Origin of the sequence: Saccharopolyspora shandongensis, from assembly GCF_900106995.1 — a bacterium.
GTDB classification, from domain to species: Bacteria; Actinomycetota; Actinomycetes; order Mycobacteriales; family Pseudonocardiaceae; genus Saccharopolyspora; species Saccharopolyspora shandongensis.
Map to the genome: position 1 here is coordinate 125,296 of NZ_FNOK01000014.1, position 13,894 is coordinate 139,189.

General features: G+C 69.8%; 12 protein-coding genes. 10 read left to right on the forward strand and 2 right to left on the reverse strand.

What is annotated here, in order from left to right; all coding sequences use genetic code 11:
- The first annotated feature begins 117 nt into the window (after window positions 1-117).
- From BLW84_RS17330 to BLW84_RS17345, 4 genes are all read left to right on the forward strand, one after another.
- Window positions 118-1,668 (forward strand): FAD-binding protein, encoded by a 1,551-nt coding sequence (locus BLW84_RS17330; RefSeq protein ID WP_093266552.1) that lies wholly within the window; start codon window positions 118-120, stop codon window positions 1,666-1,668.
- A 373-nt stretch (window positions 1,669-2,041) separates the two neighbouring features.
- Window positions 2,042-2,569: a nuclear transport factor 2 family protein gene (locus BLW84_RS17335; protein ID WP_093266554.1), complete on the forward strand. Its 528-nt coding sequence runs from the start codon at window positions 2,042-2,044 to the stop codon at window positions 2,567-2,569.
- A gap of 183 nt (window positions 2,570-2,752) precedes the next feature.
- Window positions 2,753-4,060 (forward strand): MFS transporter, encoded by a 1,308-nt coding sequence (locus tag BLW84_RS17340; protein WP_245761209.1) that lies wholly within the window; start codon window positions 2,753-2,755, stop codon window positions 4,058-4,060.
- Window positions 4,057-4,842, forward strand: a complete 786-nt coding sequence (locus BLW84_RS17345; protein WP_093266557.1) for an SDR family NAD(P)-dependent oxidoreductase — start codon at window positions 4,057-4,059, stop codon at window positions 4,840-4,842. The genes BLW84_RS17340 and BLW84_RS17345 overlap by 4 nt, the downstream gene beginning before the upstream one ends.
- A gap of 166 nt (window positions 4,843-5,008) precedes the next feature.
- On the opposite strand, the gene BLW84_RS17350 is transcribed toward BLW84_RS17345, so the two are convergent.
- Window positions 5,009-5,809: a mycofactocin-coupled SDR family oxidoreductase gene (locus BLW84_RS17350; RefSeq protein WP_177226517.1), complete on the reverse strand. Its 801-nt coding sequence runs from the start codon at window positions 5,807-5,809 to the stop codon at window positions 5,009-5,011.
- A 335-nt stretch (window positions 5,810-6,144) separates the two neighbouring features.
- Between BLW84_RS17350 and BLW84_RS17355 the strand changes: the two genes are divergently transcribed.
- The 3 genes from BLW84_RS17355 to BLW84_RS17365 all read left to right on the forward strand — a co-directional run bounded on the left by BLW84_RS17355 (window position 6,145) and on the right by BLW84_RS17365 (window position 8,045).
- Window positions 6,145-7,311, forward strand: a complete 1,167-nt coding sequence (locus BLW84_RS17355) for a 3-ketosteroid-9-alpha-monooxygenase, oxygenase component (RefSeq protein WP_093266558.1) — start codon at window positions 6,145-6,147, stop codon at window positions 7,309-7,311.
- Window positions 7,312-7,323: 12 nt separating this feature from the next.
- The gene (locus BLW84_RS17360; RefSeq protein ID WP_093266560.1) at window positions 7,324-7,563 is read left to right on the forward strand and encodes a hypothetical protein; all 240 of its coding nucleotides are present in this window, start codon (window positions 7,324-7,326) and stop codon (window positions 7,561-7,563) included.
- 107 nt (window positions 7,564-7,670) lie between these two features.
- Complete coding sequence (locus BLW84_RS17365; protein WP_093266562.1) at window positions 7,671-8,045, forward strand: nuclear transport factor 2 family protein; 375 nt, start codon at window positions 7,671-7,673, stop codon at window positions 8,043-8,045.
- A 30-nt stretch (window positions 8,046-8,075) separates the two neighbouring features.
- On the opposite strand, the gene BLW84_RS17370 is transcribed toward BLW84_RS17365, so the two are convergent.
- Window positions 8,076-8,594 (reverse strand): MaoC family dehydratase, encoded by a 519-nt coding sequence (locus BLW84_RS17370; protein WP_093266645.1) that lies wholly within the window; start codon window positions 8,592-8,594, stop codon window positions 8,076-8,078.
- A 190-nt stretch (window positions 8,595-8,784) separates the two neighbouring features.
- On the opposite strand from BLW84_RS17370, the gene BLW84_RS17375 reads away from it, so the two are divergent.
- The 3 genes from BLW84_RS17375 to BLW84_RS49900 all read left to right on the forward strand — a co-directional run bounded on the left by BLW84_RS17375 (window position 8,785) and on the right by BLW84_RS49900 (window position 13,881).
- A complete protein-coding gene (locus BLW84_RS17375; protein ID WP_093266563.1) occupies window positions 8,785-9,969 on the forward strand; it encodes an acyl-CoA dehydrogenase family protein in 1,185 nt (394 codons plus the stop codon).
- Window positions 9,970-10,012: 43 nt separating this feature from the next.
- The gene (locus BLW84_RS17380; RefSeq protein ID WP_093266565.1) at window positions 10,013-10,903 is read left to right on the forward strand and encodes a VOC family protein; all 891 of its coding nucleotides are present in this window, start codon (window positions 10,013-10,015) and stop codon (window positions 10,901-10,903) included.
- A gap of 1,034 nt (window positions 10,904-11,937) precedes the next feature.
- A complete protein-coding gene (locus BLW84_RS49900; protein WP_177226518.1) occupies window positions 11,938-13,881 on the forward strand; it encodes an Hsp70 family protein in 1,944 nt (647 codons plus the stop codon).
- The last annotated feature ends 13 nt before the right edge of the window (window positions 13,882-13,894 follow it).

Below are 13,894 nucleotides of genomic sequence, written 5' to 3' on the forward strand. Positions count from 1 at the left end.
CGGTGCACCCGGACGCTCCCGCCCGAGCGCTTGCTCAGCCGCGCGAGCGGGAAAAGTCCGTCTTGGTCAGTGGGATCGAATCGGCGTGGCGGAGCCGCCCGGGAGCATCGTGATCCCATGGCGACGGACGAGACTGCGAACCGCTGGGACGACGAGTGCGACGTGCTGGTGATCGGATCCGGCGGCGGAGCGCTGACCGGGGCCTACACCGCGGCCCGGGAGGGGCTCTCGGTGATCGTGGCCGAGGCGACCGACAAGTTCGGCGGCACCACGGCGTATTCCGGCGGCGGCTTGTGGTTCCCGGGCAACGCGGCGCTCCGGCGGGCCGGTGACCAGGACACCCCGGCGGACGCCAAGACCTACTTCCACGCAGTGGTGGGGGATCGTACGCCCCGGGAGCTGCAGGACGCGTTCCTGGACAACGGCCGCCGGCTGGTCGACTACCTGGAAGCCGACGACGACTTCGAGTTCATGGTCTACCCGTGGCCGGACTACTTCGGGTCCGCCCCGAAGGCGAGCGCGACCGGCCGGCACATCATGCCGTCGCCGCTGGAGCCCGAGCGGCTCGGCGCGTTGCGGGACTCCCTCCGGCCGCCGCTGGACGTCGACCGGGCGGGCAATCCGCTGCCGGAGCTGCTCATCGGCGGGCAGGCGTTGATCGGCAGGCTGCTCCTCGCGCTGTCCAAGCAGGACGCCGTTCGGATGCGCCGCGGCGCCGTCTGCGACGAGCTGGTGCGCGAAGGGGACGTCGTGGTCGGTGCCGTGGTCGACGAGGGTGGTCGGCGGCGCCGGATCCGCGCCCGCCGGGGCGTGCTGATCGCGGCCGGCGGGTTCGAGCGGAACCAGTCGATGCGGACCGAGCACCAGGTTCCGGGGTCGTCGCGCGATGCCATGGGGCCGTCGGGCAACCTGGGCAAGGCGATCCAGGCAGGCATCGACGCCGGCGCGGACACCGACCTGATGTCGGAGGCGTGGTGGTCGCCCGGCATCACCCACCCGGACGGGACGTCGACGTTCTCGCTGTGGTTCACCGGCGGGATCTTCGTCGACGACAACGCGGAGCGCTTCGTCAACGAGTCCTGGCCGTACGACCGGATCGGCCGCGTCGTCATCGACCGCATCGGCGACGGCAGCGTGACGCTGCCGTTCTGGATGATCTACGACGACCGCGAGGGTGCGCGGCCGCCGGTGCGCTCGACCAGCGTCCCGATGGGGGAGACCGAGGACTACGTCGACGCCGGCCTGTGGTTCAGCGCCGACACCCTGGAGGAGCTCGCCGAGCAGATCGGCGTCCCGGCCGAGAACCTGGCGCGGACGGTGGCGCGGTTCAACGCGTTCGCGGCTACCGGGACCGATGACGACTTCCACCGCGGTGCCGAGCCGTACGACCGGGCGTTCGCCGGGGACGGCTCGCCGCTGGTCCCGATCGAGAAGGGACCGTTCCACGCCGCGGCGTTCGGGATCTCCGACCTCGGCACCAAGGGCGGCCTGCGCACCGACGCGCAGGCCCGGGTGCTGGACGCGTCGGGAAGCGCGATCCCGGGCCTCTACGCCGCGGGCAACTCGATGGCGGCGGTCAGCGGCACGGTGTACCCGGGCGGGGGCAACCCGATCGGATCGTGCATGGTGTTCAGCCACCTCGCCGCGCTGGACATGGTCGCACGATGACCGCGGCGACCGGCGGGGCGCGCTGACGACTGGCGCGCACCGGCCCGCCGGTCATCGGCGGAGCACCCGCTCGAAAGGTTTCCGAATTCGACGAACGCCGCGAGTTGCGGGGTGGTTTCCGGCCACCCGCCTCGCGGCGTTCTGCTTGCCGGCCGCGACCGCGCTCGACGGAAACGCGGCCGTCACCTTGACGCCTCCTCGGTGCGTGGTTAACCTTCCCGCCATCAAGCAAGCGCTTGGGCAATTCGCGGAATATCGGAGCGGGCTGAAAGCTGAACGCCCGCGGAGTCCGCGCGCCGCCCGGTGCATTCGGGCGGAGGTCGTCGCCACCGCGACTGCCGGTCAACGTCAATGACGACGCAGGAGGAAAGGCATGTCGAGCGTTCCCGCAGATGCGACGCAGTCGGCGGCCGAGGAGCTGCTGGCGATCTCGGAGATCCAGTCCCTGTTCGCCAAGCGCCTTCGCGTGATGGACACCAAGCAGTGGGACCGCTACGCGGAGTGCCACACCGATGACGTGGTCAGCGAGTCGTACGCCGACGTCCCGGACGACAACCGGCCGCAGGCGGACGGCCAGGGGAACAAGGTGGTCGGCGCCGAGGCGCTGACCAAGGCGATCTCCGGGCTCCTCGACGGCGACACGAAGGTCACGACGGTGCACCACGGGCACATGCCGGAGATCGAGCTCACCTCGCCGACCACGGCGCGCGGGATCTGGGCGATGGAGGACGAGCTGTGGTGGCAGCACGGTGACGTCACCGAGCACATGCACGGCTACGGCCACTACCACGAGGAATACCGGAAAGTGGCGGGGCAGTGGCGGATCAGCTACCGCAAGCTCACCCGCCTCCGCGTCACCAAGACGCCCGGGTTCTTCTCGTACCTCCGCGGCCGGCTGTAGCAGGCGCTCTGCCTTGCGACGCGCGGCGTCCCTCCTCGGTCGCTGCGCGGTGCGACCGGTGAACGGTCCACATAGGAAATTCCCCATTGGTCGGGTATCGGCTGGAGGCCCCCGATGAACTCGCAGGAACCAACCCCGACGGGTGCCGGCCCGTCTTCCGTCGGGTCAGCACAATTGCGCAAGGTGGCGCTTTCCAGCCTGCTGGGAACCGTCATCGAGTACTACGACTTCCTGCTCTACAGCACGATGGCGGCCTTGGTGTTCGGGAAGCTCTACTTCCCGACCGCCACCCCGGGCGTCTCGACCGTCGCCGCCTTCGGCACGTTGGCGGCCGGCTACGTGGCACGTCCCCTGGGCGGGCTCCTGTTCGGGCACTTCGGCGACCGGCTCGGGCGCAAGTCGATGCTCGTGGTGACCATGATGCTGATGGGCGGCGCCAGCTTCCTCATCGGCGTCCTGCCGACCTACGACAAGATCGGCTTCGCCGCCCCGGTGCTGCTCGTCCTGCTGCGCGTCGTGCAGGGCGTGGCGGTCGGCGGGGAGTACGGCGGGGCGGCGCTGATGGTCATCGAGCACGCCGACTCCCGGCGCCGCGGGGCGTGGGTGGGGATCATGCAGCTCGGCTCGCCCTTCGGCTTCCTGCTCTCCACCGCCGCGGTCACGCTGGTGACCCTCCTGCCGAGCGAGGCCTTCCTCTCCTGGGGCTGGCGGGTGCCCTTCCTGCTGAGCGCGGTGCTGCTGATGATCGGGCTGTACGTCCGGCTGAGCGTCGTCGAAAGCCCGGTGTTCCGCGAGGCCGCTGCCGCCGCGGAGGCCCAGGCGCAGCCCAAGGTGCCCGCGCTGCAGCTGTTGAAGCAGCCGCGCGCGCTCGTCCTGGCGTGCGCCGCCGGCATCGGGCCCTTCGCGCTCACCGCCCTGACCAGCTCGCACATCATCGCCTACGCCACCGGTATCGGATACCAGACGTCCGATGTCATGCGGGCGCTGCTGTTCACGGTGTCCGTCTCGCTGGTCTGCATCCCGTTGTTCTCCGCCCTGTCCGACCGGTTCGGGCGGCGCCGCGTGGTCATGGTGGGCGCGGTCGGCACGGTGCTCTTCGCGCTGCCGCTGTACGCCATGGTCGACAGCGGGTCCGTGGTGATCATGACGGCCGGGCTGATGATCGCCCAGGTGCTGCAGAACCTGATGTACTCGCCGCTGGCGCCGATGCTCTCGGAGATGTTCGGCACCCGCGTTCGGTACACGGGTGTCTCGCTGGGCTACCAGTTCGCCAGCTTGCTCGGCGCCGGCTTCACCCCGCTGATCGCCACCAGCCTCGTCGCCGCCAGCGGGGGTTCGAGCCTGTCGCTGAGCGCCATCGCGGCCGTGTCGGCGGCGATCACGATCGTGTCGATCTGGCTCATCACCGAGACCAGGGGCCGCGACCTCACCGAGGACGGCCCGGCCGTCGGGGGCCGCTCGGATTCCGGTGCGATGGAGGGAACGCGATGAACGCCACGACATCTCCGAAGACGCCGGTGCTGGTCACCGGTGCGGCGTCCGGGATCGGCGCGGCCTGCGCCCGCACCCTGGCGGCCGCCGGCCGACCGGTGGTGCTGTGGGATCGCGACGAGGAGGGCGCGTCCGCGGTCGCGAAGCAGATCGAGCACGACCACGGGACGCCGGTCGCCGTGGCCGGGATCGATGTCGCCGACGTGGCCCGGTACGACGACGCCCTCGGCGAAGCCCGACGTGCGGTCGGCAGGATCGGCGGCTTCGTCCATGCCGCGGGCGTTGTCGACTCGACGCCGGTGACGGAGTTGTCGCGCGAGGCGTGGCAGCGCGTCCTCGACGTCAACCTCACGGCGTACGCCTACATAGCCGCCGCGCTCGCCGAGGACCTCGAAGCGCAGCCGGGGTCGGCCATCGTCGCGATCTCGTCCATCAACGCGACCCTCGGGCAGGCGAACATCCCGTCCTACAGCGCTTCCAAGGCGGGAGTCCTCGGGCTGACCCGGTCGCTGGCCGCGCAGTTCGGCCCGGCCGGGGTCCGGGTCAACGCGGTCTGCCCCGGGTACATCGAAACGCCGATGCTGGAGCGCAGCCTCGCCGACACCCGGCGCACGGCCCGGATGCGCGGCGATGCGATGCTCGGCCGCGTCGGGCAACCGGAGGAGGTCGCGTCCGTCGTCCGCTTCCTGCTCGGCGACGAAGCCAGCTTCGTCACCGGCAGCACGATGTTCGTCGACGGCGGCGTCACGGCGAGCGACCGGCTCAGCTCGCTCGGCGACTGACGACGAGCGGGCTGAGCCGCAGGCGGCCGCCCGTTGTCCCTGCTGATCACGCAGGGACAACGGGCGGCCTGCACGCTTTTCGAGCCGTGACCGCGCGACGTTCACAACATCGCGCAGCGGGCTGTCCGGTTCCCGGGAGCCCGCGGTCCTCAGACGGCCTGGTCGCTCAGCGGATCGTGTTGCCCGCGTCCACCGGGAAGTTCGCGCCGGTCACGTACCGGGCTTCGTCGGAGGCCAGGAACACCAGCGCGTTGCTGATGTCGATCGGCTGGACGCGCTCCACCGGAAGGGTGTTCATGAACAGCGACCCGAGATCCGGCCGCTTCTCCAGGAGCGTCGGCAGGACCGGCGAGTGCCCCTGCGGCGTGTCGACGCCGGTGGGGTGGATCGTGTTCACCCTGATGCCCCGGTCGGCGAACTCCAGCGCGAGCGACCGCGCGATGCCGACCACCGCGTGCTTCGCGGCCACGTAGGGCAGGAAGAAGGGAAGTCCCTTCAGGGACGCGGTGGAACCGGTGATCACGATGCTGCCGCCGCCCGAGGCGAGCAGGTGCGGGATGGCGGCCGCGCAGGTGTTCCACACCCCGGTGAGGTTGATGTCCAGCGTCGTCTGCCAGATCTCGGGGGTCAGGTCCTCGGACGGCTGCGTGGTGCAGATCGACGCGTTGGCCGCCACGATGTCGAGCCCGCCCAGCGCCGACACACCCGCGTCGACGACGGCCGCGAGTTCGTCCTCGTGCCGCACGTCCGCTACGGCCGCGTGGATGCGCCTGCCGAGCATCTCGACCAGCCGAACGGTCTCGGCCAGTCCTTCCTCGGTGCCCATCGGGTACTTGACGATGTCGAGTTGCCGGCAGATGTCCACGGCGATGATGTCCGCGCCCTCCTCGGCCAGCCGCACGGCATGGCTGCGGCCCTGGCTCTGCGCGGCGCCGGTGATGAAAGCGGTTTTCCCGGACAGCCTCATGGGTTTCCTCCCGAACGGTTCCGTCCTCGGCGGCACGGTGGCCCAGCGGCCCGGTGCGTTCTCCGGCGGCACCGCTTTTCCGCCATCTTGACCAAGCGCTTGCTACGTTATCAGCGCGGTGGCCCGTCGGACGAGGACCGGCGTCGCGGTGGCGGGCAAGCGAATGGCCGGATGCCAGGACATTGCGAGTCGCGGTCCAAGACGGCCACCGGAGCCGGCGGGCGGGCCCGCGCCGGCCGAGATCGGTCCCGGTGAGCGGGAGGGCGGCTGTTTTCGCCCCGCTCGGACTTCCCACCATTGATGAGCTTTGGCAAGACGGAGGCAAAGGAGCCCTCATGACGTCACTGCAAGCGGCGGGCGAGAACGAGGTGCGCGTGATCGAGGCGGCGGCTCCGCCGGTTCGATACGCGCGCGGCTGGCACTGCCTCGGCCTTGCCGACGACTACCGGGACGGAAAACCGCACCCGATCGAGGCATTCGGCACCAAGCTGGTCGTGTTCGCCGACAGCAGCGGGAAGTTGAACGTGCTCAACGCCTACTGCCCGCACATGGGCGGTGACCTGAGCCAGGGTACGGTGAAGGGCGACGAGGTCGCCTGCCCGTTCCACGACTGGCGCTGGTCGGGCAGCGGACGCTGCGCGAGCATCCCCTACGCGCGGCGGGTGCCGCCGCGGGCCCGCACGAAGGCGTGGACCGTGCTGGAGCGCAACGGGCAGCTGTTCGTGTGGAACGACCCGCAGGGGAAGCAGCCGCCGCCGGACGTGACGATCCCGGAGATCCCCGGCACGGATTCGGACGAGTGGACGTCGTGGACGTGGAACTCGCTGCGGATCGACGGATCGAACTGCCGCGAGATCGTCGACAACGTGGTGGACATGGCGCACTTCTTCTACATCCACTACTCGTTCCCGACCTACTTCAAGAACGTGTTCGAGGGTCACGTCGCCACCCAGACGATGCACAGCAAGGCCCGGCCGGACGTGAAGATCGGCACGAACTACTCCGACGACAGCAGCCTGCGTTCGAGCGCCTCCTACTACGGGCCCTCCTACATGATCGACTACCTGTGGAGCGACGTCGGAGACCAGACGATCGAGACCGTGCTGATCAACTGCCACTACCCGGTGTCACCCACGAGTTTCGTGCTGCAGTGGGGCGCGATGGTGAAGAAGCCGGCAGGCATGTCCGACGAGGATGCCGATCAGATGGCCCAGGCGTTCGCCACGGGAGTGGAGAAGGGCTTCCTGCAGGACGTCGAGATCTGGCAGAACAAGGCGAAGATCGACAACCCGCTGCTGTGCGAGGAGGACGGCCCGGTCTACCAGCTCCGGCGCTGGTACGAGCAGTTCTACGTCGATGTCGAGGACGTCCAGCCGGAGATGACCCAGCGGTTCGAGTTCGAGATCGACACCGAGCGGGCGATCCAGTTCTGGCAGGCCGAGGTCGACGACAACCTGGCCAACGGCCGGATCATCGTCGACGACAGCGCCCCCACCACCTGATCGGCGAGATCCATGACCGACGAAGAGATCCCGCTCCGGCCCGTGTCGTGCCGCATCTGCGGCACGTGCGTGCTGGTCAAGAAGAACAGCCTGGCCCACACGCTCGTGCAGTGGACGAGCGACACTGAGCAGTGCGTCGAGCTCGCGCAGAGCCCGACCGCCGACCGCGCAACGGTGCTGACATGCCTGAAGTTGCGCGACAGCATCGAAACCGCGGTGCGCGATGGGCGAATCCGCCTTCCGCAGCCGTGATCCCGCCGACGGCCGACTCCTCGCAGCGGGTGCGAGGAGTCGGCCGTCGGCGGTCGTCGCCACCAGCCCGCTGCTACGCGGGCCGACCAGGAGGAGAGGAATCGGACATGCCGGAGCCGTCCGTCATCCGCGACGTCGTCGCGAGCTATGTGAAGGCCATCGGGACCGGGGGAGCGGCGGAGATCGCGGCGCTGTACGCGGAGGACGCCACCCTCGAAGATCCGGTGGGAAGTGAGCCGCTGCGCGGCCGGGCCGCGATCGTCGAGTTCTACTCGGCCATCGAGAACCTGCGCCGGGAGAGCGAGCTGATCGCGGTGCGGGCGGCGGGCGACAGCGCCGCGTTCCACTTCCGCGTGCGCACCGAGACGCCGGACGGCGCGGTCGAGGTCGAGCCGATCGACGTCATGACCTTCGACGCGGACGGGCGGATCACGAGCATGCGGGCGTTCTGGAGCCCCGAGGACGTGCAGTCCGCTTCGTGACCGCGCCCGTTGCGGCGCGGGGTTCCCGGGTCAGGCCAGCCAGCGGTTGAGCGTCTCGACGACGCACGCCGGCTTGGCCTGACCCTCGACCTCCGCGGTGATCCGGATCGTCGCCTGGACCCCGCCGGGCACGTCGACGCAGGCGAGGATCTCGCCGTGGCCGCGGATGCGGGATCCGGCGGGCACCGGCGCGGGGAAGCGGACGCGGTCGGCGCCGTAGTTGACCCCCATGCTGGCGCCGTGCACCGACAGCAGTTGGGGCAGGAAGTAGTTGCACAGCGACAGCGTGAGGTAGCCGTGCGCGATCGTCGACCCGAACGCGGACTCGCGCGCCCGCACCGGGTCGACGTGGATCCACTGGTGATCGCCGGTGACGTCGGCGAAGCCGTCGATCCGCGCCTGGTCGATCGGGAGCCACGGGGTGGGGCCCAGCGTCGTGCCGACGGCCGCGCGAAGTTCGTCGAGCCCGTCGACGGCGAACGGGGCCGCGCCCCCGGATTCCTCGGCCACCTGTTCCTGCCTTCCTGCCGTGCCCGCGGCACCGGCCATCTCGTCCACCTCGGCACTGAGAGCATATCCAGCCAAGCGTTTGCTTGGGAAGTCGAGACCGGGCGCGCAGGTCGGTCTCGGTCAGCGGGAGCAGTGCTGGGAGCGGCCCGGAGGCCGAACTTAGCGTCTAGCACGCCCTGGCACTTCGGTGGCGGGAGCGGCCATCTTGATCATTTCCGGAGGTGCCTGCATGGCGCACGATGTGGTTCGCCGAGTGGAAGAGGTCGCGGCCCGGCTCGCAGCGACCGCGGAAGAGACCGAACGCCTCGGCAAGTTGGCGGATGAGAGCGTCAAGCTGGTGCGCGAAGCCGGGGTCATGCGGCTGCTGCAGCCGACCGACTTCGGCGGATTCGCAGCCCATCCGCGCGATTTCGCCGAAGCCGTGATGGCGGTCGCGAAGGTGTGCGGATCGACGGGATGGGTGTGCGGGGTGGGCGGCGTCCACCCGTGGGAGATGGCGCTCATGGACCGCCGGCTCCAGGAGGAGGTCTGGGGGGAGAACGGGGACACCTGGATCGCTTCTCCGTACATGCCCAGCGGCGTGGCCACCCCGACCGACGGCGGCTACGTCCTCCGGGGCCGGTGGCAGTTCTCCTCCGGAACCGACCACTGCGACTGGATCTTCCTCGGCGCGATGCTCGGCGACGCCGACGGCAAGCCCGCACAGCCGGTGAAGACGATGCACGTGGTCCTGCCGAGGAAGGACTACACGATCGTCGAGGACTCCTGGGACGTCATCGGGTTGTGCGGCACCGGGAGCAAGGACGTCATCGTCGACGGCGCGTTCATCCCGTCGTACCGGACGATCGACGCCGACGAGGTCGCCCAGGGCGAGCTGGCCGCCGAGCGCGCCGTCCGGACCGACACGGTGTACCGGCTGCCGTTCTGGACGATGTTCCCGCTGGGCATCACGGCGGCGGTCATCGGCATCGCGGAAGGCGCGCTCGCCTGCCACCTGGACTACCAGCGGGACCGGGTCATGGCGGCCGGAACTCGGGTGCGCGACGACCCGCACACGATGTACGCGATTTCCGAAGCCGCCGCGGAGATCGCCGGATCGCGCACGCAGCTGCTCGACGGCGTGAGCCGGCTCTACGACATGGTCGACGCGGGCCGGCCGATCAGCTTCGAGGACCGGTCGGTGGTGCGCCGGAACCAGGTCCGCTGCGCGTGGCGCGCGGTGTCCGCGGTCGACGAGATCTTCGCCCGGTCCGGCGGGAACGCGGTGCGCCGCAACAACGCGATGCAGCGCTTCTGGCGCGACGCGCACGTCGGCCTGCAGCACGCCATCCACATCCCCGGCTCGATCTACCACTCGAATGCCCTGACGTCGTTGGGCATCGAACCGGAAGGGCCGCTGCGGGCGCTGATCTGAACCGAGCCGCGCCGCCTACGACAAAACGGGAGAGAGGAAGTTCATGACCGACATCAGCTCACTGGGCTACGTCCGGATCCGCGCCACGGATATGGACGCCTGGCGGAAGTTCGCCTTCGAGACCATCGGTTTCGCCGAGGGCAGCGGGCCCGAGGAGGACGCGCTGTACCTGCGCGTGGACGAGCGGATCGGCCGGATCGTCGTCCTGCCCGGCGACGTGGACCGGGTGGAGGCCGTGGGCTGGGAGGTCCGCGACCACCTGGGCCTCCAGCGGGTCCAGGCCGCGGTCGAGGCGGCCGGGATCGCCCCGAAGCCGCTGACCCAGGAGGAGGCCGACACCCGCCGGGTGGAGGCGGGAATCACCTTCGAAGCACCGGGCGGAACCCCGCTGGAGATCTTCCACGGCCCGGCGCTGGACCACAGCCCGGTCGCGACGCGGTTCGGGAACCGCTTCGTCACCGGGGCGCTGGGGCTGGGCCACGTCGTGGTGCCGGTGAGCGACCTGGACGAGGCGTACCGCTTCTACGCGGAGACGCTCGGTTTCCTGCCGCGTGGGGCGTTCCGGCTGCCGGCACCCCCGGAGCACGGCCCGGTCCGGCTCCGCTTCATGGGTGTGAACGCACGGCACCACAGCCTCGCGCTGCTGCCGTCGCCGGACCTCAAGTCCCCGGCGCTGGTGCACATCATGGTCGAGTGCGAGACCCTCGACGAGGTCGGCCGGGCGCTGGACCGGGTCATGGAGGGGGGCTACCACCTGTCGTCCACGCTGGGACGCCACACGAACGACAAGATGGTGTCGTTCTACGTCCGAACCCCGGGAGGCTGGGACCTCGAGGTGGGCTGCGCGGGCATGCTGGTCGACGAAAAGGCCTACTCGGCGGAGGAGATCACGGCGGACAGCTACTGGGGCCACAAGTGGGACTTCAGCAGCTGACCTGACCCGAAAAAAGACGACGCGGCGCGGAGAAACCTCCGCGCCGCGTTCTGTTCGGTGGGCCGAGGTGCGATCGATTCGGCGCTGCTGAGCGCTATCCGGGGCAAGTGTTTGCCGAGGCAGAGGTCATAGCGTCGGCGTGCGTCATTGTCACCGCTGGGAGCATCGACGTGGGCGCACCAATGGCGAATGCGCTATTCGTGGGAATCAGCCTCCTCGAACAACGCTCGGCTTGTGCCGGCGCATCAATGGCTTCATCGAACCTGCGCGCAGCTCGAAGTGCGACACCGAAGCTGTTCCAGGCCCGTGCCTCACCAGAGCGGTCCCCGATCTCCGCGGCAGTTCGTTGGGCGGTAGCGGTCACGGCGAGGCTGTCGCCTAGGTAGTGGCGATAATGCAGGTACCCGCTGAGGAACAGCGGAAGGTGGATTGCGGTATCGGTGTGGCCTATGGCGTTGACAGCGTGCACGGCGGCGACGAGGTTGGAGTGTTCGGTATCCAGCCAGGGTTCGGTTCGCGAACTCTGCTGCGGTGTGGTGACTTGGCAACGAGTGCAGTTGCTGATCCGCCGCACATTCACCGTCGGCGGGATGTGCACAGCCGACACCCCCAAGGTGCGCAGCAGCGACTCCAGACCCGGCTCAGTCGTGAGAACTGAGCCGTACGCGCCGGGAGGCCGATCACTGGGGCGCTCGCCGCACATTGCTTCCCGAATGCCACTTCTGAGACTGTCCACATCAGACCTTTAGCAACAGTCAATGGTTCTGGCGGTCAGGCCGATTCTTTTAGTTCGCGAGAAAGGACTTTTGGCGCTGTTGGCGGGAAACTCGGTGTGGTCGCATGGCTGTGGAGCGACCGGGAGTGGTCTGGACGCAGTTGGTGCGTGGCCATGACGCAGCGGTCGCTACGTGGGTGCCCCACCGCTCCGGTCCGCAGTCGGCCGGGACATGGCGGTGGCGGGCCGCGGGTGCGCTAGGCGTACCGCAGATCATTACCGGGACGGAAACCAGGGCTGGCGCAGGAGACAGACCTCGATGGGCTACCAGCTCGGGGTGGACCTCGGCACGACCTTCACCGCGGCGGCAGTCGCCGTGGAGGACCGCGTCGAGGTCGCCACGCTAGGTGAACACGCGCCGAAGGTGCCGTCGGTGCTCTTCCTCACCGATGCCGACGACTTCCTCGTCGGCGAGGCCGCGCACCGGCGGGCCGCCACCGATCCTGGTCGCGTGGTCCGGGAGTTCAAGCGCCGGTTCGGCGACCCGGCCCCGATCATCCTGGGCGGCAAACCGTTCTCCGCCGACGCGTTGATGGCCCGGCTGCTGCGCTGGACCGTCGACACCGTCGCCCGCGAGCGGGGTGAGCAGCCCGAGCACGTGACGGTCTGCCACCCGGCGAACTGGGGGCCGTACAAGCAAGACCTGCTCGCCCAGTGCTTCCAGCTGGCCGACCTGGCCGGGACCACCACGGTGACCGAACCGGAGGCCGCGGCCATCTCCTACGCCTCGGCGGAACGGGTCGATGCCGGTGACACCGTCGCCGTCTACGACCTCGGCGGCGGCACCTTCGACGCGGCGGTGCTGGCCAAGCGCGAGCGCGGATTCGACCTGCTCGGAGCATCGCAGGGCATCGAACACCTCGGCGGTATGGACTTCGACGAGGCCGTGCTGACCCACGTCGTGCGCAGCACCGGGAAGTCCCTGCAAGGACTTGATCCGCGCGATGTGCACAGCCGGCAGATCATCCTGCGCCTGCGCGCCGAATGCACAGCCGCCAAGGAGGCCTTGTCGGAGGACACCCAGACGGTCGTGCCGGTGCTGCTGCCCCAGGTCCAGACGCAGGTGCGGCTGACCCGGCAGGAGTTCGAGCAGATGATCCGGCCGAGCGTCGCCGAAACCATCCGGGACCTGCAGCGCGCACTGCGATCGGCCGAGATCGAGCCGGGGAATCTGCAGAAGGTGCTGCTCGTCGGCGGATCCTCGCGGATCCCGCTGATCTCCCAGATGATCTCGGCGGAGCTGCGCAGGCCGGTGGCGGTCGACGCCTCCCCGAAGTACGCGGTCTCGTCCGGCGCAGCCATCGCCGCACGCGAACGAGCCGCCAGCCAGCCCGTCCCGGCCCCGCCACCCGTAGCGGCGAGCCCGGCGTCGGCCGAGCGAAGCGCGCCCGCCGCCGCAGTGGCCCCGCCGGTAGCTGTCCCGCAGGAGGCGCCGAGCGAGTCGGCACCGACAGCACCGGTGCAGCCGGAGCCAGTGCCAGAGGAGCCGGAGCCGGTGCCGCAGCAGCGGGTATCGGCGGAGCCGCCGGCGCCTGCCGAGGAGCTGGCACCCGCTCCGGTCGCGGACGCACCCGGGGAAACGACCCGCTACGTGCCCGAGGCCGCACCGGTCGCACCGCCGAGTTCACCGCTCAAGGTGCCTTCGATGCCCTCGCTGCCGTCGCTGAAGGTCCCAGCAGTGCTGAAGACGCCGCGGGCGCGAGTGATCACGCTCGTAATCGTTGTGGCCTTGTTGCTCGGGGGCGCGGGTTGGGGCGGCTGGACGTTGCTGTCGGGCATGTCCGGCGCGCCTCCGCCGCCACCCGCGGTGGCACCCCCGGCCCCGGTGCCCACGCCGAAGTACGTCCCGAACCAGCCGGGCGGTAGCGACTCCGGAGGCAGCGGCGGTTCGGGAGGTGGCACGGGCAGCAATTCCGGAGGGACCACCACTAACGGTTCCAGTGGTGGCTCTGGAGGCGGTACCGGTGGTGGTACTGGAGGCGGTTCCGGCGGTTCCGGCGGTTCCGGTGGTTCAGGCGGGGGAACGGACAGCGGATCCGGCGGCGGCTCCGGAGGTTCCGGCGGTTCTGGAGGCTCCGGTGGCTCTGGAGGCGGTTCCGGAGGCGGCACCGTGACCGACCACCCGAAGCCCACCCCCGAAAACCCACCGAAGACCGGCGACGGAGGAACTGGCGGCACCAACAAGGGCACCCACGACCAGTGATGGCGTCCGGTTG

Excerpts from the sequence above, each read along its gene's own strand:
- BLW84_RS17330 (WP_093266552.1), top strand. The coding sequence starts at position 118 with ATGGCGACGGACGAGACTGCGAACCGCTGGGACGACGAGTGCGACGTG.
- BLW84_RS17335 (WP_093266554.1), top strand. The coding sequence starts at position 2,042 with ATGTCGAGCGTTCCCGCAGATGCGACGCAGTCGGCGGCCGAGGAGCTG.
- BLW84_RS17345 (WP_093266557.1), top strand. The coding sequence starts at position 4,057 with ATGAACGCCACGACATCTCCGAAGACGCCGGTGCTGGTCACCGGTGCG.
- BLW84_RS17350 (WP_177226517.1), bottom strand. The coding sequence starts at position 5,809 with ATGAGGCTGTCCGGGAAAACCGCTTTCATCACCGGCGCCGCGCAGAGC.
- BLW84_RS17355 (WP_093266558.1), top strand. The coding sequence starts at position 6,145 with ATGACGTCACTGCAAGCGGCGGGCGAGAACGAGGTGCGCGTGATCGAG.
- BLW84_RS17360 (WP_093266560.1), top strand. The coding sequence starts at position 7,324 with ATGACCGACGAAGAGATCCCGCTCCGGCCCGTGTCGTGCCGCATCTGC.
- BLW84_RS17365 (WP_093266562.1), top strand. The coding sequence starts at position 7,671 with ATGCCGGAGCCGTCCGTCATCCGCGACGTCGTCGCGAGCTATGTGAAG.
- BLW84_RS17370 (WP_093266645.1), bottom strand. The coding sequence starts at position 8,594 with ATGGCCGGTGCCGCGGGCACGGCAGGAAGGCAGGAACAGGTGGCCGAG.
- BLW84_RS17375 (WP_093266563.1), top strand. The coding sequence starts at position 8,785 with ATGGCGCACGATGTGGTTCGCCGAGTGGAAGAGGTCGCGGCCCGGCTC.
- BLW84_RS17380 (WP_093266565.1), top strand. The coding sequence starts at position 10,013 with ATGACCGACATCAGCTCACTGGGCTACGTCCGGATCCGCGCCACGGAT.
- BLW84_RS49900 (WP_177226518.1), top strand. The coding sequence starts at position 11,938 with ATGGGCTACCAGCTCGGGGTGGACCTCGGCACGACCTTCACCGCGGCG.